General features: G+C 73.1%; 20 protein-coding genes. 9 read left to right on the top strand and 11 right to left on the bottom strand.

Annotated elements, in window-relative coordinates:
- Positions 1-290: 290 nt before the first annotated feature.
- Positions 291-1211, top strand: coding sequence for an NADP-dependent oxidoreductase (locus AB0G52_RS21970; RefSeq protein ID WP_361338013.1), 921 nt, complete (start codon positions 291-293; stop codon positions 1209-1211).
- A complete protein-coding gene (locus AB0G52_RS21975) occupies positions 1208-1957 on the top strand; it encodes a GNAT family N-acetyltransferase (RefSeq protein ID WP_132887547.1) in 750 nt (249 codons plus the stop codon). Before AB0G52_RS21970 ends, AB0G52_RS21975 begins: the two co-directional genes overlap by 4 nt.
- Here AB0G52_RS21975 and AB0G52_RS21980 read toward each other — a convergent pair.
- Positions 1918-2361, bottom strand: a complete 444-nt coding sequence (locus AB0G52_RS21980; protein WP_132887548.1) for a MarR family winged helix-turn-helix transcriptional regulator — start codon at positions 2359-2361, stop codon at positions 1918-1920. The two genes, AB0G52_RS21975 and AB0G52_RS21980, sit on opposite strands and share 40 nt — an antisense overlap.
- A gap of 85 nt (positions 2362-2446) precedes the next feature.
- Between AB0G52_RS21980 and AB0G52_RS21985 the strand changes: the two genes are divergently transcribed.
- Positions 2447-3247, top strand: a complete 801-nt coding sequence (locus AB0G52_RS21985; RefSeq protein WP_132887549.1) for a putative protein N(5)-glutamine methyltransferase — start codon at positions 2447-2449, stop codon at positions 3245-3247.
- Positions 3248-3284: 37 nt separating this feature from the next.
- On the opposite strand, the gene AB0G52_RS21990 is transcribed toward AB0G52_RS21985, so the two are convergent.
- Positions 3285-5363: a SpoIIE family protein phosphatase gene (locus AB0G52_RS21990; RefSeq protein ID WP_132887550.1), complete on the bottom strand. Its 2079-nt coding sequence runs from the start codon at positions 5361-5363 to the stop codon at positions 3285-3287.
- 286 nt (positions 5364-5649) lie between these two features.
- Between AB0G52_RS21990 and AB0G52_RS21995 the strand changes: the two genes are divergently transcribed.
- From AB0G52_RS21995 to AB0G52_RS22005, 3 genes are all read left to right on the top strand, one after another.
- Positions 5650-6018, top strand: a complete 369-nt coding sequence (locus tag AB0G52_RS21995; protein WP_132887551.1) for a hypothetical protein — start codon at positions 5650-5652, stop codon at positions 6016-6018.
- 105 nt (positions 6019-6123) lie between these two features.
- Complete coding sequence (locus AB0G52_RS22000; protein ID WP_132887552.1) at positions 6124-8139, top strand: NADPH-dependent 2,4-dienoyl-CoA reductase; 2016 nt, start codon at positions 6124-6126, stop codon at positions 8137-8139.
- 21 nt (positions 8140-8160) lie between these two features.
- On the top strand, positions 8161-8703 hold the full coding sequence (locus AB0G52_RS22005) for a PadR family transcriptional regulator (protein WP_132887553.1): 543 nt from the start codon (positions 8161-8163) through the stop codon (positions 8701-8703).
- Positions 8704-8709: 6 nt separating this feature from the next.
- Here the strand turns inward: AB0G52_RS22005 and AB0G52_RS22010 are convergent, their stop codons facing one another.
- On the bottom strand, positions 8710-9252 hold the full coding sequence (locus AB0G52_RS22010) for a hypothetical protein (RefSeq protein ID WP_132887554.1): 543 nt from the start codon (positions 9250-9252) through the stop codon (positions 8710-8712).
- Between the two features lie 168 nt (positions 9253-9420).
- The gene (locus AB0G52_RS22015) at positions 9421-10383 is read right to left on the bottom strand and encodes a fibronectin type III domain-containing protein (protein WP_361338016.1); all 963 of its coding nucleotides are present in this window, start codon (positions 10381-10383) and stop codon (positions 9421-9423) included.
- A 385-nt stretch (positions 10384-10768) separates the two neighbouring features.
- Between AB0G52_RS22015 and AB0G52_RS22020 the strand changes: the two genes are divergently transcribed.
- Positions 10769-11455 (top strand): glycoside hydrolase family 75 protein, encoded by a 687-nt coding sequence (locus AB0G52_RS22020; protein ID WP_132887555.1) that lies wholly within the window; start codon positions 10769-10771, stop codon positions 11453-11455.
- A 45-nt stretch (positions 11456-11500) separates the two neighbouring features.
- On the opposite strand, the gene AB0G52_RS22025 is transcribed toward AB0G52_RS22020, so the two are convergent.
- Complete coding sequence (locus AB0G52_RS22025; protein WP_132887556.1) at positions 11501-12262, bottom strand: SDR family NAD(P)-dependent oxidoreductase; 762 nt, start codon at positions 12260-12262, stop codon at positions 11501-11503.
- A 161-nt stretch (positions 12263-12423) separates the two neighbouring features.
- On the opposite strand from AB0G52_RS22025, the gene AB0G52_RS22030 reads away from it, so the two are divergent.
- Positions 12424-13062 (top strand): TetR/AcrR family transcriptional regulator, encoded by a 639-nt coding sequence (locus AB0G52_RS22030; protein WP_132887557.1) that lies wholly within the window; start codon positions 12424-12426, stop codon positions 13060-13062.
- Positions 13063-13185: 123 nt separating this feature from the next.
- Here AB0G52_RS22030 and AB0G52_RS22035 read toward each other — a convergent pair whose 3' ends face one another.
- The 6 genes from AB0G52_RS22035 to abc-f form a co-directional block, all read right to left on the bottom strand.
- The gene (locus tag AB0G52_RS22035; protein WP_132887558.1) at positions 13186-13596 is read right to left on the bottom strand and encodes a PTS fructose transporter subunit IIA; all 411 of its coding nucleotides are present in this window, start codon (positions 13594-13596) and stop codon (positions 13186-13188) included.
- Entirely contained in the window at positions 13589-14188 is a 600-nt protein-coding gene (dhaL, locus tag AB0G52_RS22040) for a dihydroxyacetone kinase subunit DhaL (RefSeq protein ID WP_361338019.1), read from the bottom strand. The genes AB0G52_RS22035 and dhaL overlap by 8 nt, the downstream gene beginning before the upstream one ends.
- A 62-nt stretch (positions 14189-14250) precedes the next feature.
- Positions 14251-15243 carry a dihydroxyacetone kinase subunit DhaK gene (gene dhaK, locus AB0G52_RS22045; protein WP_361338021.1) on the bottom strand — a complete coding sequence of 331 codons (993 nt, stop codon included), beginning with the start codon at positions 15241-15243 and terminating at the stop codon, positions 14251-14253.
- Positions 15244-15617: 374 nt separating this feature from the next.
- The gene (locus tag AB0G52_RS22050) at positions 15618-16178 is read right to left on the bottom strand and encodes an ABATE domain-containing protein (protein WP_132887561.1); all 561 of its coding nucleotides are present in this window, start codon (positions 16176-16178) and stop codon (positions 15618-15620) included.
- Positions 16179-16220: 42 nt separating this feature from the next.
- Positions 16221-17870, bottom strand: a complete 1650-nt coding sequence (locus AB0G52_RS22055; protein ID WP_361338023.1) for an ABC-F family ATP-binding cassette domain-containing protein — start codon at positions 17868-17870, stop codon at positions 16221-16223.
- A gap of 102 nt (positions 17871-17972) precedes the next feature.
- Positions 17973-19607, bottom strand: a complete 1635-nt coding sequence (gene abc-f / locus AB0G52_RS22060) for a ribosomal protection-like ABC-F family protein (RefSeq protein WP_361338025.1) — start codon at positions 19605-19607, stop codon at positions 17973-17975.
- A gap of 433 nt (positions 19608-20040) precedes the next feature.
- On the opposite strand from abc-f, the gene AB0G52_RS22065 reads away from it, so the two are divergent.
- Positions 20041-21654: a tannase/feruloyl esterase family alpha/beta hydrolase gene (locus AB0G52_RS22065; RefSeq protein WP_361338027.1), complete on the top strand. Its 1614-nt coding sequence runs from the start codon at positions 20041-20043 to the stop codon at positions 21652-21654.
- The last annotated feature ends 142 nt before the right edge of the window (positions 21655-21796 follow it).

A 21796-nucleotide genomic window follows, 5' to 3' on the forward strand; every position in this document is an offset into this window, starting at 1 on the left:
CCTGGTACCCCGTACGGCACACGCCGCGCACCCCGCGCAGCCACGGAGGCGGAACCGGGCCGGAGCACGCCCGCGGGCGCGCGCCGCTGCCGTTCGCCACGCCACCGCGCCGCGGCGGGCGACCGCGTGGCCGAAGGCCCTTCCGCGCCGCTGCGGCCCAGGTCATCCCCCCGATTCATTGCGGCCGTATGAACGATCCTCGCGCGCGGGAATAGCCGCCCCGCGCACATCCTTGGCGCGAGTGCCGCTACCGGGACACCGGTGACTGCACCAGAGAGCGAGGAAACACGATGCCCAAGGCGTACGTCTACACCAGGCACGGCGGCCCCGAGACCGAGGCCTTCGCCGACGTGGACCGGCCCGGCCCCGGCCCCGGCGAGCTGCTGATCGCGGTGCGCGCGGCGGGGGTGAACCCCGTCGACTGGAAGCTGCGTGAAGGTCTGCGACGGCCCGGCGCCGCCGAGCCCGTGTTCCCGGCCGTCTTCGGGAGCGAGGCCGCCGGTGTGGTCGAGGAACTCGGCGAGGGCGTGACCGGGTTCGCCGTCGGCGACGAGGTCTTCGGCAACACGGTCGGCGGCGCGTTCGCCGAGCACGCCCTGCTGCCGGCGGCCGTGACCGCCCGCAAGCCCGCCGCCCTGTCGTTCACCGACGCCGCCACCCTTCCGGTCGCCGCGGCCACTGCCTACGACGGTGTGCGCCAGCTCGGCCTGCCCGAGGGCGCCACCCTGCTGGTCACCGGGGCGGGCGGCGGGGTCGGCGCGGCGGCCGTGCAGATCGCCCGCGCGTGGGGTCTGCGGGTCGTGGGCCTGGCGAGCGAGGCGAAGAAGGAGTTCGTCGAGTCGCTGGGTGCCGTGCACGTGCCCTCGGGGCCCGGCCTGGTCGAGCGGGTGCGGGCCGCCGCACCCGACGGCGTGGACGGCGTCTACGACCTGGTCGGCGGCGAGGTGTTCGCCGAGGCGGCCCGCCTGCTCGCCGACCGCACCAAACTGATCACCGCCGCCGCGCCCGAGACCGTCGCCGCCCTGGGCGGCGCCCGCGTCGAACGCGCCCGTACCGCCGCCGTCCTGGACGAGGTGGCCGAACTCGTCGTGGGCGGGGAACTCGACCCGCACGTGTCGGCGGCCTTCCCGCTGGACCAGGCCGACCGGGCGCTGCGCGCCGTCGAGGACGGGCACGTCCGCGGCAAGATCGTGATCGAGGTCGCCCGATGAGCGTCCCCGGCCCCCGCGACAACGCCCCGCACGTCCTCGACAACCCCGCCCTCGCCTCGCTCACCGGCCCGCACGCGCACTTCGCCGAACGGCGCGGCCGCGTCCTGCGCTACCCGGTCGACGTCTCCCCGTGGCTGGCGCTGCCCGACCGGCCCGAGGCCGCCGACTGGGCCGATCTCGCCGCCCTCGCCGGTCCCGGCGCGGAGGTCGGTGTGCCCGGCTACCGCGGCGAACTGCCGGACGGCTGGGAGCTGACCATGAACATCGCCGGAGTGCAGCTGGTGGACGAGGGGATGGAGACCGCCCCGGAGCCGGCGGCCGTCCGCCTCGGCCCCGCCGACGTGCCGGAGATACTCGACCTGATCGCCCGCACCCGGCCCGGTCCGTTCCTGCCCCGCACCATAGAGATGGGCACCTACCTGGGCATCCGCCGCGAGGGCCGGCTGATAGCCATGGCGGGGGAGCGGCTGCACCCGCCGGGCTGGACGGAGATCAGCGCGGTCTGCACCGACCCCGCCCACCGCGGCGAGGGTCTCGCGACCCGGCTGATCCGTGCCGTCGCGCACGGCATCAGGGAGCGCGGCGAGACCCCCTTCCTGCACACCGGCGCCGAGAACACCACGGCCGTGCGGCTGTACGAGTCGCTGGGCTTCCGCCTGCGCCGCCGTACCGCCTTCATCGCCGTCCGGGTGCCCGAGACGCTGGGTCAGCCGGCGCCGGTGCCCGCGGACGCGCCCGCGTTGTAGCGCTCCAGGTACCCGGCGAACCTGACCAGGTCCTCCTCGGGCCAGTCCGCCAGCCGCTCCCGGAACGCGGTCCGGCGGCTGTGCGTGACCTGGGCGAGGATGTCCTGCCCGGCCCGCGTGAGGTGCAGCACCTGGACCCGGTGGTCCTCCGGGTCCAGGCGGCGCTCGATCAGCCCGGTCCGTTCCAGCGCCGCCACCTGCCGGCTGACGGTCGACTTGTCCAGCGCGTAGTGCGCGGCCAGATCGGTCGCCCGGCAGCCGCCGCTCTCCTCCAGGTGCCCGAGGAGGGTGTACGACACCAGCGACAACTCGGGGTGCATCCGCCCGGCCGAGGCCCGCGCCCGGCGCGCGAAGGCGGTCATCTCGCGCTGGATGGTCTCGACGGCCGTCTCCGCCGCTGTCATGGGAATACCTCCTCACCGGTCTAGTTGCACAATACAACTTGATGGCCGGGGAGTACCGCCGCGGTCTCCCGATAGGCTCGCGGCGATGACTTCACTCACCGACCCGACCACCGTGGCCGCCACGCTGCGCGCCGCCGGCTGTGTCTTCGCCGAGGACGAGGCGGACCTGATCCTCGCCACCGCCCGCACCCCGCAGGAGCTCGCCGCGATGGTGGCGCGGCGGGCCGCCGGAGAGCCGCTCGAACACGTCCTCGGCTGGGCCGGGTTCCACGGACTGCGCGTCCAGGTGGAGCCGGGCGTGTTCGTGCCCCGCCGCCGTACCGAGTTCCTGGTCGACCAGGCCCTGGCACAGGCCCCCGGCGCCACCGTCGTGGTGGATCTGTGCTGTGGCTCCGGCGCCGTCGGCGCGGCCCTCGCCGCCGCCCTCGGCGACGTCGAACTGCACGCCGCCGACATCGACCCGGCCGCGGTCCGCTGCGCCCGCCGCAACATCGCCCCCTACGGCGGCCACGCCCACCCCGGTGACCTGTACGACGCCCTGCCCACCGGCCTGCGCGGCCGGATCGGCATCCTCGCGGCCAACGTGCCCTACGTCCCCAGCGCGGAGGTCGGGCTGCTGCCCGCCGAGGCCCGCGACCACGAGCCGCTGGTCGCCCTCGACGGCGGCGACGACGGCCTCGACGTGCTGCGCAGGGTCGTCGCGGGGGCCGCCGAGTGGCTGGCGCCGGGCGGCTGCGTCCTCGTCGAGACGAGCGAACGCCAGGCCGGCACCGCTGTCGACGCCTTCACCCGCGCCGGCCTGACCACCCGCCTCGCGGTGTCGGAGGAGCTGTACGCCAACGTCGTGATCGGCGTCCGCGACCAGCCCCGGCAGAACGCGCGGTGACGCGGGGCGCGAGCATGTCCCGGCGGCTGCTCGGCGCCTACCCCAGCTCCTGCGCCCGTGCGATGAGGAGCGCCACGTCGTCGTGGTTGTCCTGGTGGTGCAGCTCCCGCAGCAGCAGGTCGCAGGCCTCCTCCAGTGGGCGGCCGGGATCGTCCAGCAGGGCGAGCAGCGCGTCCAGCCGTTCGTCCAGCGCATGGCTGCGGGTCTCCACCAGGCCGTCGGTGTAGAGCACCAGCTCGTCGCCGGGCTCGAAGTCCACGGTGGTGGCGGCGAAGGGGATCCCGCCCACGCCCAGCGGAACCCCGGTGGGCAGGTCCAGCAGTTCCGGTGGCCGGCCGGGGCGGACCCGGGCGGGGGGCAGGTGACCGGCGTTGGCGATGCGGACCTGCCGCCGCCGGGGGTCGTGCACGGCGTACACGCAGGTCGCGATGGAGTGGTCCAGGCCCGAGGTGGTCTTGTCCAGGTGCTCCAGGAGCACCGCCGGATCCAGGCCGAGCGAGGCCAGGGTGGTGGTCGCGGTACGCAGCCGGCCCATGGTCGCGGCCGCGTTGATGCCGCTGCCCATGACGTCCCCCACCACGAGCGCCGTCCGGCCGCCCTCCAGCGGGATCACGTCGAACCAGTCGCCGCCCACCTCGACGGTCTCGCCGGCCGGCTGGTAGCGGGAGGCGACCTCCAGGCCGGTGGTGACCCGGGGATGGGTGGGCAGCAGGCTGCGCTGGAGGGTCAGCGCGGTGGTGCGGGCGTTCTGGTACCAGCGGGCGTTGTCGATCTGCACCGCCGCCCGCGCCGCCAGCTCCCGGGCCAGCAGCAGGTCGTCGTCGTCGAAGGGCGCCGGATTGCGGGTCCGCCGCAGGTCGAGGGCGCCCAGCACCTCGCCCCGGGCGATCAGCGGCACCGCCAGGTACGAGTGCACCCCGGCCCGGCGCAGCAGGTCGGCCGCCTCGGCGGAGCGGGCGATCCGCGGCAGGTCCTCGTCCCCGACCCGCGGCACGACCACGGCCTCCCCGGTCCGTACGCATTCGGTGATCAGCCGGTCCGGCGCGTACCGGGCGACGGTGCCCGGCGTCTCGGTGGCCCGTACCGCCTCGGTCTCCCGCTCCGCGCGCACGGCGAGCGAGCGGAGCACCGCGGGCTCGGCGGGGCCGAGCGTGCTGCGCCGCCCCTCGACGACCATGTCCAGCAGATCCACCGCCGCCACGTCGGCCAGCTCCGGCACGGCCACGTCGGCCAGTTCCCGCGCGGTGCGCTCGAGGTCCAGGGTGGTGCCGATGCGGGCCGAGGCGTCCGCGATCACGGCCAGCCGCCGGCGCGCGTTCTCGGCCTCCACCCCGGCCCGGTACGGCTGGGTGATGTCCACCACCGACGTCGCCACGCCCAGCACGTTGCCCAGCGCGTCGTCCAGCCGGTAGACCGAGACCGACCAGATGTGCTCCTCGTCGGGGTCGGCCGGAGTGCGCCCGACCGTCGCTTCGTCGACGACCGGGTCGCCGGTCCGCAGCACCCGCAGGTAGGCCGCCTCCAGCTCGTCGGCGTCCAGGGAGGGCAGCACCTCGCGGATCGACCGCCCCACGTGGTCCCCGGCCGGGACGCCGTTCATCCGTTCCATCGCCGGGTTGACCGACACGAACCGCAGGTTCGTGTCGAGGACGGCCAGCCCGATCGGCGACTGCTTCACGATCCGTTCGGACAGCGCGACGTCCTGCTCCAGCCGGCGCACCGTCGACTGGTCGGCGGCCAGCCCCAGCGCGAAGACGTCTCCGTGGTCGTCCATGAGACGCATGTTGCGGAACTCCACCACATGGGTGGTGCCGTCCTTGTGCCGGATGGGGAAGCCGCCGGCCCAGCTCTGCCCGGTGCGCATCACTTCGGCGAACAGCTTGCCGACCAGTTCGATGTGACGCTCGTGCACCATCAGGCGGGCCGCGTACTGCCCGAGCGCCTCGGCGGCCGGATAGCCGAACAGCTCCTCCGCCTGCGGGCTCCACAGCACGATGCGGCCCGTGGCGTCCAGCACCACCGAGGCCACGCCCAGGACGTCCAGGAGCCCGCCCGGCCGCACGGGACCGCGCGCGGACTCCGCGCCCCCGGCAGCCGGGGCTTCGGCTGGACTCATCGCACGCACCGCCTTCGCACCTTCGCACGGTACGTAGTCCCCCGTGCCGACTCCCCCTGTTCTGTCCCGCTCACACCCGACTCCCCGACGTCACCACCGACTCTTCCACCTTCTCCCGACATCCCGTCGACGTCACGGCGAGGTGACCACCGGGGCGACAGGGCCGCGCGTTCAGCGGATGCGGCGGATGGTGCGGTCCCCGAAAATCGGTGCTTTTCTGTTGGCATGGCGCGGTTCGCGGGGGAACCCGTGACACCGCGCCATTGTCATGAGAGGAGCGTTCACGATGGGCCCTGAGCGACTGCACGAGGAAGCCGTCTCCCTTGAGATCAGCGGATGCAGCAAGGAGGACGCCCGGATCGTCTTCGACGCGCTGTGCCAGTGCTTCGAGTCCGACCGGGACGCCGAGGACGTGCCGCAGCAGTTGCACGAGAGCCGCCCGATGGTGTGGCTCGGCACGTTCGAGGTCACCGACGCCCACGGGTGCACCCCGCCGCCGCGGCTCTCCGCCTCGGTCGAGGCGGACGCGCAGGGCGGCTACTGGGCGATCGACCGGCTCCGCGCCACCCTCGACTCCCTGTTCGCGGTGCGCGACCTCTCCACCGCCTCGGGCGACCAGGAGCGGGAGCTGCACGTCCTGCTCGAAAGCAGGTGACCGGTGATCTGAGACACGTCACCCCGGAGCCTTTGTGCAACTAGTTGCATAAACCGTGTGCGGTCCTCTAGAACTACGGGGACGACACCGTGCACGGAGGGCCCGATGAGCCGTTACCCCCATCTGCTGGAACCCCTCGACCTGGGATTCACCACCCTGCCCAACCGCGTGCTCATGGGCTCCATGCACGTGGGCCTGGAGGAGGCCGAGCGCGGCTTCGAGCGGATGGCGGCGTTCTACGCGGCCCGGGCCCGCGGGGGAGTGGGGCTGATCGTCACCGGCGGCATCGCCCCCAACGACGAGGGGCGCCCGGGCGAGGGCGGCGCCAGGCTCACCACCGAGGCGGAGGCCGAGCAGCACCGCACCGTCACCGAGGCCGTACACCGCGAGGGCGGCCGGATCGCGATGCAGATCCTGCACTTCGGCCGCTACGCCTACCACCCGGACCTGGTCGCCCCCAGCCCGCTGCAGGCGCCGATCAGCCCCTTCCCGCCCCGCGAGCTGACCGACGAGGACGTCGAGCGGACCATCGACGACTACGCCCGCGCCGCCCGCCTCGCCCGGTGGGCCGGCTACGACGGCGTCGAGATCATGGGCTCCGAGGGCTACCTCATCAACGAGTTCATCGCCGCCCGGACCAACCGGCGCACCGACCGCTGGGGCGGCTCGTACGAGAACCGGATGCGGTTCCCCGTCGAGATCGTCCGCCGGGTGCGCGAGGCGGTCGGCGACGACTTCATCGTCATCTACCGGCTCTCGATGCTGGACCTGGTGCCCGGCGGCTCCTCCCTCGACGAGGTGATCACCCTCGCCAGGGCGGTCGAGGCGGCCGGCGCGACCATCATCAACACCGGCATCGGCTGGCACGAGGCCCGCATCCCCACCATCGCCACCTCGGTGCCGCGCGGCGCCTACACCTGGGTCACCAAGAAGCTGATGGGCGAGGTGTCCGTCCCGTTGGTGACCACGAACCGCATCAACACCCCGGAGGTCGCCGAGGAGCTGCTCGCCGGGGGCTGCGCGGACATGGTCTCCATGGCCCGCCCGATGCTCGCCGACCCCGACTTCGTCGCCAAGGCCGCCGCCGGCACCCCGGAGGCCATCAACACCTGCATCGGCTGCAACCAGGCCTGCCTCGACCACACCTTCAGCGGGAAGATCACCTCCTGCCTGGTGAACCCGCGCGCCTGCCACGAGACCGAGCTGGTGCTCGCCCCCACCCGGACGAAGAAGCGGGTCGCGGTGGTCGGCGCCGGCCCGGCGGGACTCGCCTGCGCCGTGTCCGCCGCCGAACGCGGCCACCGGGTCACCCTGTTCGACGCGGCCGCGGAGATCGGCGGCCAGCTGAACGTGGCCCGCAAGGTCCCGGGCAAGCAGGAGTTCGACGAGACCCTGCGCTACTTCCGCCACCAGCTCGACGCCCACGGCGTCGACGTACGCCTGAACACCACCGTCGCACCCGAGGACGTCACCGGCTACGACGAGGTCGTGGTCGCCACCGGCGTCCGCCCGCGCACCCCCGACATCCCCGGCGTCGACCACCCCAGCGTCGTCGGCTACCTCGACGTGCTGCGCGACGGCGCCCCCGTCGGCGACCGGGTCGCGATCCTCGGCGCCGGCGGCATCGGCTTCGACGTCGCCGAGTACCTGACCGACGGCGGCGACAAGGCGAGCGAGGACCCGGCGACGTACTTCAGGCTCTGGGGCGTCGACATGGAGTACCGGGAGCCCGGCGGTCTCGCCGTGCCCGAGCGGCCCGCGCCGCCGCGCACCGTCCACCTGCTCCAGCGCAAGGCCGACAAGGTCGGCGCGGGCCTCGGCAAGACCACCGGCTGGATCCACCGCACCGAACTCAGGCACCGGGGCGTCACCATGGTCCCGGGCGTGCAGTACGACCTGATCGACGACGCCGGGCTGCATGTCACCGTCGCCGGGGAGCGCACCGTCCTGGAGGTCGACACCGTCGTGCTCTGCACCGGGCAGGAACCACGCCGCGACCTCTACGAGGAGCTGGTCGCCGCGGGCGTCCGGGCGCACCTTGTCGGCGGTGCCGACGTCGCCGCCGAACTGGACGCCAAGCGGGCCGTCAAGCAGGGCACCGAGCTGGCGGCCGCTCTGTAGCCCCGTCCCTAGGATGAGCTCATGTCACTCCCGCACGCGATCCTCACCGCCCTGCTCGAAAAGCCGTCGTCGGGGCTTGAGCTGACCCGCAGGTTCGACAAGTCGATCGGGTACTTCTGGTCGGCCACGCACCAGCAGATCTATCGCGAACTGGGAAGACTGGAGGCCGAGGGTCACATCCGCACCCTGCCGGCCGAGCAGCCGGCCCGCGGGCAGAAGAAGAGCTACGAGGTCCTGCCCGCGGGCCGCGCCGAACTGGCCCGGTGGACCGCCGCGGCCCAGGACCCCAAGCCGGTCCGGGACGTCATGCTGCTGCGCCTGCGCGCGGCGGCGGTGGTCGGCACGGCCGGCCTCGAAACCGACCTGCGTCGTCATCTGGCCCTGCATCAGCGGCAGTTGGCGGAGTACCAGAAGATCGAGCGGCGCGACTTCCCGCCGGGCAAGGACAGTCCGGAGGACCGGCTGCGGCACCTGGTGCTGCGGGCCGGCATCGACCTGGAGACCTTCTGGACGCAGTGGCTCACCCGCGCGGTCGGGGAGTTCGCCGAACTCCCCGACCGCTGAGCCGCGTCAGAGCCGGTACGGCTTCGAGCGCTTGCGCAGGTACCAGCCCGTGGCGATGACCCCCGAGCCGACCAGTGCCGCTCCGACGCCCAGCGTCAGCGGGCCGTAGTCGCGCGCCGCGCCGCCCAGACCGCCCATCACGCCCCGCGGGGGCGCGGCCGACCTGGTGGTGGAGGAGGTCGTGGGCGCGGCGGGGGCCGACACGATCACCGACTGGTTGCCCGCCGTACCGCCGTTGGAGCAGACGACGACCACCGTGTAGGTGCCCGGCGACACGCCGGACCAGGCGGCCGACTGGCTCACCGTGGTCCCCGCCAGGGCCACCTGGCGACCCTGGGCGAACGAACTCTGGCTGCTGTTGAGCAGCGAGGCGTTGCCCCAGCTGCCGTTGTTCTGGGTACAGGCGCTGGTGACCACCGAGACCGTGGTGCCGCTGGTGCTCACCGAGATGCCCGAGACGGCGGCGGACGGCCCCGCGAGCCAGGCCGGGAGCGCGGCGGCGGCCGCCAGGGTCAGGCCGGAACGGAGGAGAAGTCGGGTAGTGCGCATGGGCTGCCCTCCGGCGGCACGGTTGGCGGAACGTCCCTGTGCGCCGCCGAGGGTCGGGGAACTCCCGTGCTGCCTCGGACTCAGCGAAAGCCGCCCCGGTCCGCCCCGCACGCGCAGACGCCCGGTCAGGTGATCTCTTCATCCGACCGGCCCAGGCCGGAATGCGGGTCAGGCCCCCGTCGTCACCGACCGCACCGCCGACCAGCCGCCCCAGGTGCCGTCCGGGAGCCGCGCCCGCAACCGCACCCGGTGCCCGGCCCCGCGCTCCCGTCCCACGCAGAAACTGTAGGCCGAGCGGCCCTTCGGCGGGGTCCCGCCCCACACCAGCGAGGTGGTCGTCCCCGCGTCGAGAAGTACCTGGTACTCCGTGACCACCCCGCCGACCTGCGGCGGGTCCCAGGCCAGATCGAGGTAGTACGCCCCGCCCTCCTCGTGTGTCCCGGCGGTGAACCCGGTCGGCGCGGTGTCCCGGCCGTCGTCGCCGCCCGGCATGGTCAGGCGCACCGCGGCGCTCGCGGGCGAGACGTTGTCGGCCGCGTCCCGGGCCCGGACCGTGAACACATAGCGGGTGCCCGGACGCAGTCCCGTGACCACGGTCGCGGTCTGGTTCCCGCCCACGCTGTGGATCTTCGCATCGCCCTGGTAGACGTCGTACGACGACACCCTCCGGTCGTCCGTCGAGGCGCCCCAGGACAGCTGCGCCGCTCGGCTGCCCACGGCGCGTCCGCCCGGCCGCACCGGGCGGGTCGGCGCCGAGCGGTCCGCCGCGACCGACGCCGGAGTGGTCGCCCGCACCTCGCGGCTGCGCGGGCCGAGGCTGCCGTCGGCGCCCCGGGCCCGCACGGTGAACGCGTACCCGGTGGACGGCCTGAGCCTGGTGACGTCCACCATGTGCTGCGACCCCGGTACCTCCGCCACCTCGGTGGTGCCGCGGTACACCCGGTAGGCGCGGACCCCCGAACCGTCCGGGAGCGCGTTCCACATGACGTGCACGCTGGTGGCGCTCCCGGCCACCGCCGTCACCCCGCCCGGGGCGCCGGGCAGCCTGCCGCTGTCCCCGTCGGCGGCCCCGCCCCGGCCGCAGGACGTCATCCACAGCATGGCGCAGACCACGACGACGACACGGCGCACGGTTCCGCCTCCCAGGACGGCAGCACGGCAATGGTCCGGACCAATATGGCCCGCCCGGGACGCCGTCGGCAAGGGGCCCGCATGGCCCACGGGCGGGAGGGGTTACGTATGCTGAACACACTGCGGCCGAACTTCCCGCGTGAGCAGGTGAGTTCGCGCCCCTGGCGCGGAACGCTGTCGTCGCTGATGCCGCGCCGACGCGGGTGGCCGGGGCCGCCTGGGCCGACACCGGTTCAGGCGGCCCCGGCCCCTGACGGATTCTCACGGGGTGTCAGTTCGTTGCTCCGTACGGCCCTGTAAGGCCCGCACCTGCTGGCCCGGGCGCCGGGACCCCCTCAGATTGGACCGGTTGACTCCATGTCCCCCACGGAGAGGGTCCCTCATCGTGCGTGTCCAGACGCTGACGCTGGCCGCGGCCGGCGCCGCCCTGCTCACCCCGACCACGCTGCCCACCCCCGCCGCCTCGCTCGCCGCCCACGGCGACCGGCACCGGATCACCGCCACCGATCTGCTGGCCCGGGTGCGCGACTGCACCCAGGTGTCCAGGGGCCGCTACCGCACCGACGCCGGTACCGCCGCCACCGTCCCCGTGTGCGGCACCGACCGGGCCGTCTTCTGGAAGGCCGATCTGGACATCGACTGCGACGGCCGGGTCACCGCCCACTGCAACCGTGCCGCCGATCCCGCGTTCTCCGCCGCCACCGCCTTCCAGCAGTCCGACGGCCGCCATCTGAACGCGGAGAAACTCCCCTATGTCGTCGTGCCCGGCCCCAGCCGCCGCTGGGACCCCCGGGCGTACGGCATCCGGGGCGGGGCGGTCGCGGCGGTCATCTACAAGGGACGGGTGCAGTACGCCGTCGTCGGCGACACGGGACCGCGTGACATCATCGGTGAGGCGTCGTACGCCACCGCCAAGGGGCTGGACATGGACGCCGACCCGCGGTCCGGCGGGGTCTCCTCCGGCGTGACGTACATCGTCTTCCGGGACTCGGAGATCAGCCCCATCGAGAACCGCGAGACGGCGGAGGCGGAGGGGGAGCGCCTGGCCGCTCAGTTCACCGACGGCGGCTGAGCCGCCGGGCGCCGGCGCCTCCCGCCCGGTGCTCAGGTGCCGGGGTCAGACGGCCGCCCAGCCGTTGTCCACCGGCAGGATCGCGCCGTTGATGCTGCTCGCCGCGTCCGAAGCGAGGAAGACGATCGCCGCCGCCTGCTCCTCGGGCTCGGAGACGTCGCCCACGTTGCCGAAGTAGGGCCCGAGGGCGGCCGGACCGTGGGCGCCCTCCTCCAAGTCCAGCCGGATCCCGGTCCTGGTGCCGCCCGGCGCGATCGCGTTGGCCCGGATGCCCTGGTTGCGGTACATGACGGCCAGGTTCTTGGTGAGACCGACGACGCCGTGCTTCGAGGCCGTGTAGGCGGCGCCCGCCGCGCTGCCCCGCAGGCCGGCCTCGGAGGCGGTGTTGACGATCGCACCCCGGCCCGCCGCCAGCATGTGCGGCAGCACGGCCCGGGTGAGCAGGAAGGGTGCGGTGAGGTTGACCCGTATCACCCGCTCCCACTCGGCGTCGCCGACGTCCGCCAGGGCCGACATGCGGTCCATGATCCCGGCGTTGTTCACCAGCACGTCCACGCCGCCGAAGCGCGCCACGGCGGTCGTGACCACCTCGTCCACCACGGACTGCTCGCTGAGGTCGCCGGTGACGGCCACCGCCGTGCCGCCCGCCTCCTCGATCTCCCGGACCGCCGCGAACGCGCCCTCGGCGTTCAGGTCGGCGACCAGGACCCGGGCGCCCTCCCTCGCGAAGGCCAGGGCGGTGGCCCGGCCGATCCCCGATCCCGCGCCGGTGACGACGACGCAGCGCCCGTCGAGTCCGTCGGCCATGTGATGCCCCTCTCAGCTGTGTCAAGGGCGCTCGGCGCCCGGTGCCGCACCACCCTACGACTTAATGTCGTCCAGTGACATAAAATCATGGCCGAGAATTTCCGCCGCTCCCGTTCCTCGGAGAGAATTCCGGGGACCAGGCACCGGAACCGGAGGGGCAGATGACCACAGCAGGGGGACGCACGGGACGGCCGCCCCTGACCGAGGAGCGCAAGGCCGAGATCCGGCTGGAGATCGCCCGCGCCGCGGTGGACCTGTTCGTCGCCCAGGGCGTGACCGCGACCACGGGCGAGCAGATCGGTCAGGCGGTCGGGGTCTCGGCGCGCACGGTGTGGCGCTACTTCCCGAGCAAGGAGGCCTGCGTACGACCGCTGTTCGCGGCCGGTATCGAGGTGGTCGCCGACGGCCTGCGCGCCTGGCGGCCCGGCCGCCCGCTGACGGAGGCCTTCGAGAGCGCCGTGGGCGGCGACAACCGGCTGGTGCGGGGCCCCGACCGCGCCACCGTCGGCGCCCTGGTCCGGCTGACCCGGACCGAGCCGGGCCTGCGCGCGGAATGGCTCCAGACCTACGACGAGGCCGAACCGGCGTTCGCCCGGGCCCTCGCCGCGCGCGCCGGGCTGCCCGCCGACGATCTGCGGCCCGCCATCCAGGCCGCCATGTTCAACGCGGCCCTGCGCGCGGCCGTCGAACACCACGCGTGGCGCGCGGCCGACGGGACGGCCGACCCGGCCACGGCGGAGGCCGAACTCATGGAGACCATGCGCTCGGCCCTCGCCGTCGTGGCGGACGGCCTGTCCTAGACCCCTTCTGGCGGACCCCCGCGGGCCCTTCTGGTGGACCTCCGCGGCGTCGTGCCGCCCGGCAGCAGGGCGCTGGGGCCGGCTGCGCAAGCCGCGGGCGGCCCGCCCGCCTTCGCGGGGTGCTCAGACCTTGCGGTAGGTGTACGCCTCGGCGGCCGCGGCCTCCACGGCGTCGAGGTCGGCCCCGGTGGCCGCCGTGACGACCGCGGCGACCGCGCCCTCCACGAACGGGGCGTCCACCAGGCGGGCGCCGTCCGGGAGTTCGTCGCCCTCGGCGAGCAGCGCCTTCACGGTCAGCACCGCGCTGCCCAGATCGGTCAGGACGGCCACCCCCGCACCTCTGTCCACCGACAGGGCGGAGGCCGCGATCAGCTCGGCACTGGTGCCGAGCCCGCCGCCCTCGGTGCCACCGGCCGCGGCGACCGGCACCTCGACGGCACCGCCCGCCAGCCCCTTGGCCAGTTCCGCCACGGAAGCCGCCACCTCGGCGCTGTGCGACACCAGCACGATCCCCACCAGCCTGCCGTCACTCACCGGACGCCTCCTCGAGCGCGGCGACGAGCAGTGCCGACGAGGTGGCACCCGGGTCCTGGTGACCGATGCTGCGCTCCCCGAGATAACTGGCCCGGCCCTTGCGCGCCTGCAGCGGAGTCGTCGCCACCGCACCCTCCTCGGCCGCGGCCCGCGCCGCACCGAAGCCGTCCGCGAGCGCGTCGACGGCCGGGACCAGGGCGTCGATCATCGTCTTGTCCCCGGGAGCGGCCCCGCCCAGCGCCATCACCTTGTCCACCCCCGCCCGCAGGGCATCGCCGAACTGCGCCTCACTGACCTCGGCCGCGTCGCCGAGCGCCTTGCCGGTGCTGCGCAGCAGCGTGCCGTACAGCGGTCCGGACGCGCCGCCCACCGTCGAGATCAGCTGCCGCCCGGCGAGCGTGAGCACGGCACCCGGAGTGCCGGGCGAGTCCTTCTCCAGCGCGGCCACCACCGCCCTGAACCCGCGCTGGAGGTTGCTGCCGTGGTCGGCGTCCCCGATCGGCGAGTCGAGGGCGGTGAGCCGCTCGGCCTCACGGTCGACGGACGTGGCGGTCGCCGCCATCCAGTGGCGGAAGAAATCGGCGTCGAGCACGGGATCTCCTTGCGTGCGGTACGTGCGTGCGATACGGGTGCGGGGTCGGTTCCGGTGCTCGCTCACATCCCCCAGCGCAGGGCCGGCGTGCGCACCGGCGCCTCCCACAGGCGCAGCAGGTCCTCGTCGACCTGGCAGAGGGTGATCGACGCACCGGCCATGTCCAGGGAGGTGACGTAGTTGCCGACGAGGGTGTGCGCCACGCTCACACCGCGCTCGGCGAGCACCCGCTGCACCTCGGCGTTGAACCCGTACAGCTCCAGGAGCGGGGTGGCGCCCATGCCGTTGACCAGTACGAGCACCGGCCGGCGCGGGGTCATGTCCTCCAGGATGGCGTTGACCGCGAAGTCGGCGATCTCGCCCGAGGTCATCATGGCCCGCCGCTCCCGGCCCGGTTCGCCGTGGATGCCGATGCCCAACTCCAGCTCGCCCGGCGGCAGGTCGAAGGTCGGGGTGCCCTTGGCCGGGGTGGTGCAGGCGCTCAGCGCGACGCCGAAACTGCGGGAGTTCTCGTTCACCTGGCGCGCGATGGACTCCACCCGCTCCAGCGGCTGTCCCTCGGCGGCGGCGGCACCGGCGATCTTCTCCACGAACAGGGTCGCGCCGGTGCCCCGCCGGCCGGCGGTGTAGAGGCTGTCGGTGACCGCCACGTCGTCGTTGACGAGCACCTTCGCGACCTGGATGCCCTCGTCCTCGGCGAGCTCGGCGGCCATGTCGAAGTTGAGCACGTCACCCGTGTAGTTCTTCACGATGAACAGCACCCCGGCCCCGCTGTCCACGGCCGCGGCGGCCCGGGCCATCTGGTCCGGGACCGGGGACGTGAACACCTCACCGGGGCAGGCCGCCGACAGCATGCCGGGACCGACGAACCCACCGTGCAGGGGCTCGTGCCCGGATCCCCCGCCCGACACCAGCGCCACCTGCCCGGCGACGGGCGCGTCCCGCCGCACGATCACCCGGTTCTCCACGTCCACGGCGAGATCGGGATGTGCCGCCGCGATACCCCGCAGCGCGTCCGCCACCACGGTCTCCGGAACGTTGATGAGCATCTTCACGGGTTCCTCCCGGCGATGTTGACAGTGGCCCTCTGGTGTAAGTCCTTGCTGGTCAGGACGGGTGCAGCCGATTTTCGACCCCGCGGTCCAGCGCGGCTGGAAGCGGGTCCTGGCGGTCCTGGTGCTGACTGCCCTGGTGGGGTGTCGGGTATACGTTGGTGATCGGTGGCGGCGCGGTCAAAATCCTGCTGTGGGCAGTATCGACCTTGCGGCAGCGAAGGTCACGCCGAGTGGAGCGGATGGCCCGCGAATGACTTCCGAGGTCGTCGACCGGTCGCAGCCCGGGGTCGGCACCGCGAGTGATCTTGAGGCGGATGCGGGACCCGTCAGCCTCAGGGGCCGGCGGGTTCGCGGCGCGGCGGGGACCCGGACGGTCAGTGCCCGGCGGCGGGCTCGGTCTTCTTGCGGGCGCGGTAGGCGGCGGCCTTGATCTTGTTGCCGCAGGACTCCATGCCGCACCACTGGCGCCGCATTCCGCGGGAGCGGTCGATGTAGACGCGCGTGCACTCGGGGTTGCCGCACTCCTTCATCAGGGGGACGTCCGGGCCGCTGAGCAGTTCGACGGCCTGCCGGGCGACGGTCGCCAGCGCCTGCTCCGGGGTCGCCTCGGTGAGCCGGCCGTTCTCGGTGAGCTGGGGCGTCACCGGGCTCTTGCGGGCGGCGGCGTTGACCGTCTCGAGCGCCTCGGGATCGAAGCCCTCGCCGAGGCGGCGGTCGGTGACGAGCCGGTAGACCGCCTCGCGTACGGCGGTCGCCTCCCGGACGTCGTCCCCCTCGGCGGGCGTGATCGTGTCGACCAGCCCGGACTCCAGGTACCAGGCGTTCAGCCGCTCCGGGGTCACGAACATCTCGAACCGGGTCGAGCGCCGGGCGCGGAGCGTGGCGGCGAAGTCGAGCGCAGGGTGGCCGCAGACGAACACATGGTTGAGATTCACATCACCATCTTGACAGGTGACTCCAGTCCAGGCAAGCGTTCGTCACCGCTCCAGGTGGTGCGCGGGGTCTTGCAGAGGCGCCAGCCGCAGTTCGCGGCCCTGCCGTCGTCGGCGCAGCCAGCGGTCGTGGCTCGCCACGACGATCGCGCCGGGGCCGGGACCCAGCGCGGCCTCCAGTTCGTCGCACAGGGCGGGGGAGAGGTGGTTGGTGGGCTCGTCGAGCAGGAGCAGCTGGGGCGGCCGGGCCACCAGCAGGGCCAGCGCCAGGCGCCTGCGCTGCCCCACCGACAGCTGCCCGACCGGCTTGCCGAGGTCCGCGTCGTGCAGCAGACCGAGGGAGTTCAACGGCACCTTTTCTGCCCGCTGCGCTCCCAGGGACAACTCGTAGGTGTCCCTGACCGTACGGTCGGGCCGTCCGAAAACGGTGTCCTGGCTGAGCAGCCCCACCGTCAGCCCGCGCCGCCGGTGGACCTCGCCCTCGGCGGTGAGCCGCCCGGCGAGCACGGCGAGCAGCGTCGACTTGCCCGCTCCGTTGCCGCCTGTGACCAGCAGCCGGTCGGTCGGTGACACCTCCAGCGCGTCCAGCGCCAGCCGGCCGGGCACCCGCACCCCGTGCAGCGCCGTCAGCGGCTCGGGGCCCTCCGCGGCACGTGCCGCGAGTTCGCCGCCGGTGAAGCGCAGCGGCCTCGGCGGTTCGGCGACCCGGTTCCGCTCCAGTTCCGCCAGCCGCCGCGTGGCATTGCGCACCCGTCGGGACACCGAGCTCTGCACGCGGCCCGCCCGGTGGCCGTAGCCCATCTTCTCGTTGTCGGTACGACCTCGGTCCGGCGCCACCCGGTGCGCGGTCACGCCCGCCGACTCCCGAAGCGCCCGCAGTTCCTCCTGCTCCTCGGCGTACCGCCGCTCCCAGCGCTCCCGCTCCGCCTGCTTCTCGGACAGGTAGGCGCTGTAGTTGCCGCCGTGGTGGACCGGGCCGTCCACCGCCGGGTCGAGGTCGACCAGGTCGGTGCAGACCGCATCGAGGAACGCCCGGTCGTGACTGGCGATCACCACGGCGCCGGGCAGGCCGCGGACCTGCTCCTCCAGGAAGGCGGCCGCCTCGTCGTCCAGGTGGTTGGTCGGTTCGTCCAGGAGCAGTGCGGACGGGCGCCGTACCAGCAGTGCGGCCAGGGCGAGACGGCCGCGCTGGCCGCCGGAGAGTGAGCCGAGTGAGCGGTCGTGCCCGAAGGCGCCGAGGCCCAGGCCGTCCAGGACCAGGGCGGCGCGGCGGTCGGCGTCCCAGGACTCCCGGTCCTGGGCCAGCTCCAGGCGGCGCCCGTAGGCGTCGAGGAGTTCCCGGTGACCGGGGCCGTCCTGCGGGACGAGCGCCAGCCGTTCGCCGAGCCGGTCCAGCTCGGCGAGGTCCTCGCGGGCCTCCCGCAGGGCCTCGGCCAGCACCGCGGCGATGGTCGACGAGGCGTCGAACCGCATCTCCTGGTGCAGGAAACCGAGGTCGGCGGGGCGGGTGACACGGCCCTCGTCGGGTTCGTCGACGCCGGCGAGTACCCGCAGCAGGGTGGACTTGCCGACGCCGTTCTCCCCGATCAGGCCGATGCGCCGGCCGGGGGAGGCGGTCAGGGAGACGCCGTCGAGGACACGACGGCCGCCCAGACTGCGGACGAGGTCGCGGGCGAGCAGAGCGGGCTGAGGCACGGGAACCGTCCCATGTGATCGGTGAGGGGTGGTCGGCGGTGAGGGGTGGGCGGCCCGCCGGGCACAAGGCCTCGGACGCGGGCCGCGTCACACACCGGGGGCTCACACGGTGGGAGCCCCCGTCTCCTTGAGCGCCCCGTCGGCCAGCCGCAGCCAGCGGTTCACGCCGATCTCCGCGAGGAACCGCTCGTCGTGGCTGACCACCAGGAAGGCGCCCTGGTAGGAGTTGAGCGCGCTCTCCAGCTGGCCCACGCTGACCAGGTCGAGGTTGTTGGTGGGCTCGTCGAGCAACAGCAGGTGCGGGGCGGGTTCGGCACAGAGCACGCACGCCAGGGTGGCGCGCAGCCGCTCCCCGCCGGAGAGCACCCTGACCGGCAGGTGCGCCCGTGCGCCCCGGAAGAGGAAGCGGGCGAGCAGGTTCATCCGTTCCGCCTCGGGCCGCTCGGGTGCGAACGCGGCGAAGTTCTCCGCCACGGTGCGGTCCGGGTCCAGCAGGTCCAGCCGTTGTGAGAGACAGGCGATCCGGCCGTCGTTGCGCTTGATCTCCCCGCTGTCCGGGGCGAGTTCGCCGGTGATCAGTCGCATCAGGGTGGTCTTGCCCGCGCCGTTGGGACCGGTGAGCGCGATCCGCTCCGGGCCGCGGACGGTCAGGTCGACCCCGCCCGCCGAGAACATGAGCCGGTCTCCGAGGCGGACCTGCATGCCCTCGCCGAGGAAGAGGTTGCGCCCGGCCGGTACCCGGGTGTCGGGCAGTTCCAGGGTGAGGCGCTGCTCGTCGCGCAGCGCGCGTCCGGCCTCGTCGAGGCGGGACTTGGCGTCGCTGACCCGGGAGGCGTGCATCGTGCCGGACCTGCCCGCGGCCTCCTGCGCGCCGCGCTTCATGGTGCCGGCGAAGATCTTGGGCAGGCCGGCGTTCTTGAGGTTCCTGGCAGCGTTGCTCGCGCGGCGTTCGGCGCGTTCGCGGGCCTGCTGCATCTCCCGCTTCTCGCGCTTGAGGTCCGCCTCGGCGTTGCGGACGTTCTTCTCGGCGACCTCCTGCTCGGCGCGCACCGCCTCCTCGTACTCCGTGAAGTTGCCCCCGTACAGGCGCAGTTCGTCGCTGCCGAGTTCGGCGATGCGCTCCATGCGGTCGAGCAGCGCGCGGTCGTGGCTGACCAGCAGCAGGCAGCCGGAGAAGTCGGAGAGCACGTCGTAGAGCCTGTGCCGGGCCTCGACGTCGAGGTTGTTGGTGGGTTCGTCGAGCAGCAGGACGTCGGGACGCCTCAGCAGCTGGGCGGCGAGGCCGAGGGAGACAACCTGGCCGCCGCTGAGGGTGCGCAGGCTGCGGTCCAGGGTGAGGTCGGTGAGCCCGAGGCGGTCGAGCTGGGCGCGGGTGCGCTCCTCGATGTCCCAGTCGTCGCCGATGGTGGTGAAGTGCTCCTCGTCGACGTCGCCGGACTCCACGGCGTCGATGGCGCGGATCACCGCGTCGACGCCGAGTACCTCGGCGACGGTGAGGTTGCCGGTCAGCGGGAGGCTCTGCGGGAGGTGGCCGAGGGTGCCGCCGACCGACACCGAGCCGGTGGCGGGCTTGAGTTCACCGGCGATCAGCTTGAGCAGGGTGCTCTTGCCGGAGCCGTTGGGGGCGACCAGGCCCGTGCGGCCGGGGGACACGGTGAACGACAGGTCGTGGAAGACGGGGGTGTCGTCGGGCCAGGCGAAGGACAGGTTCGAGCAGACGACGGAAGCGCCGGACATGGTGATGACCTCGAAGGGCGTGAGGGCAGGGAAGAGGCCTCTGCCCAGGGCAGACGTGGGATCAGGGGTACGACGAGACGGGCCACGTCGGCGGCGCTCCTGTGCGCCTGCCGGTGACCGTCAGGACCGGGTCTCACCCGGAGATGTCGTCTTCACCCACCACGACTGCGACTCCTCGATACATGGTCCAAGTCCGCTGAAGCCTAGCAGCCGGTGCGCGTGACAACCCGCCCCTCGCTTCGACGCACACTCTTTCGTCACCGCCTTAACCGGTGATAGCGTCTGGCTCGGTTTCGGCGAGCCCGAGCCTGTTCCGGTGACCCGCGGACGCCGTCCGCGGTGAGTCCCGCGGCCCGCCCACTGTCGCTCTCGATATGTCGCGCACATGTGTCGCCGCAGCCGGGTGCACACCTACTTCTCTGATGGGAAAGCCATGAAGAAAGCTCTCACTGTCCTCGCGGCCGGCGTGCCGCTGGCTGCGGCGGTGTACCTGCCGACCGCCTCGGCGGAGCCCCTGACCTCACTCTCCACGGCCCCGGCCTGTACGGCGCCGTCGGTGCAGACCCCGTCCGGCACGAAGGTGGAGTCCGTGACGGCGGTCCGCCAGGCCGGTGGCACCATCCACGGCACCGGCCTGCTCGGCGGGGACGTCTCCGGCGTCCCCGCCTTCTGCCAGGTGACGGTCACCCTCACCCACCCGGGGGACGACGACCACGCCAAGGTGCAGACCTGGCTGCCCCTGACCATGTGGAACGGCCGTTTCCAGGCCATCGGCGGCAGCGCCTACAGCGCCGGTGACAACGGCGTCGGACTGGCCACCGCCGTGAAGAACGGCTACGCGGCCACCACCACGGACGCGGGCATCGGCGACGTCCTCGACACCGGCTGGGTGCTGAAGAGCAAGGGCCGGGTGAACGCCGCGCTGTTGGAGAACTTCGCCTCCCGCTCCCAGCACGAGGCCGCGGTCGTCGGCAAGGAGGTCGTGCACGGGGTGTACGGCAAGCGCGCCGCCTTCTCCTACTTCACCGGCTGTTCCACCGGCGGACGCGAGGGCTACATGGAGGCCCAGCGCTACCCCGACGACTACGACGGCATCCTCGCGGACGCGCCCGCAGTCAGCTGGGACGAGTTCGAGGTCGCCACCCTGTGGCCGCAGGTGGTCATGAACAACGAGAGGACCTTCCCGACCGACTGCGAGTTCAAGGCCTTCACCAAGGCCGCCGTAAAGGCCTGCGACAAGCTCGACGGTGTCCAGGACGGCCTGGTCGACGACGCGTCCCGCTGCGACTTCGACCCCCGCCGGCTGATCGGCACCAAGGTCGTGTGCGACGGCAAGGAGCTGACCATCACGGCGGCCGACGCGAACGTGGTCCGCAAGATCTGGGACGGCCCGCGCACCGCCTCGGGCAAGAAGCTGTGGGCCGGCGTCCCGGTGGGCGCCGACCTGAGCGGCCTGGCCGGCAGCACGACCGACACCGACGGCACGGTCAAGGGCGTGCCCTTCCCGGTGCCCGCCCTCTGGGTCCAGCTGTTCCTGAAGAAGGACCCGTCCTTCGACGTCTCGAAGATCACCTACAGCGACTTCACCCGGCTGTTCAGGCAGTCCGAGACCGAGTACGACAAGGTCATCGGCACCGACGACCCGGACCTGTCCGCCTTCCGCAAGTCCGGTGGCAAGCTGCTCACCTGGCACGGGGGCGCCGACCAGTTCATCCCCGCCGACGGCACGGTGCGGTACCGCGACCAGGTCGTGCGGGAGATCGGGAGCGCCAGGAAGACCGCCGACTTCTACCGTCTGTTCATCGCGCCGAGCACCGCCCACTGCGGCCTCGACGGCGCTGACGGTTCGACCGACGGCCTGGCCGCGCTGACCTCCTGGGTCGAGCACGGCAAGGCGCCCCGGACGCTGCCCGCCACGCTGATCAACGCCGACGGCAGGCAGGTCGAGCACGACCTGTGCAGCTACCCCGCGGTGTCCCGCTACAAGGGCCACGGAGACCCGACCCTCGCGTCCAGCTTCCGGTGCGCCTCCCCGTCCCCGCACTGACCGAACTGGGTGCCCGGTGGTCGTCCGGTCCGCCGGGCACTTGGTCCCTGACCGGTCGGGCCACGCCTTCGACCGGGTTGACGGTGACGGTGTGGCCGAGCTGGTCCAGCCGGGCGACCTCGGCGCGACGCAGGGGTGAGGG

Source organism: Streptomyces sp. NPDC021562, from assembly GCF_040640875.1.
Lineage (GTDB): Bacteria > Actinomycetota > Actinomycetes > Streptomycetales > Streptomycetaceae > Streptomyces.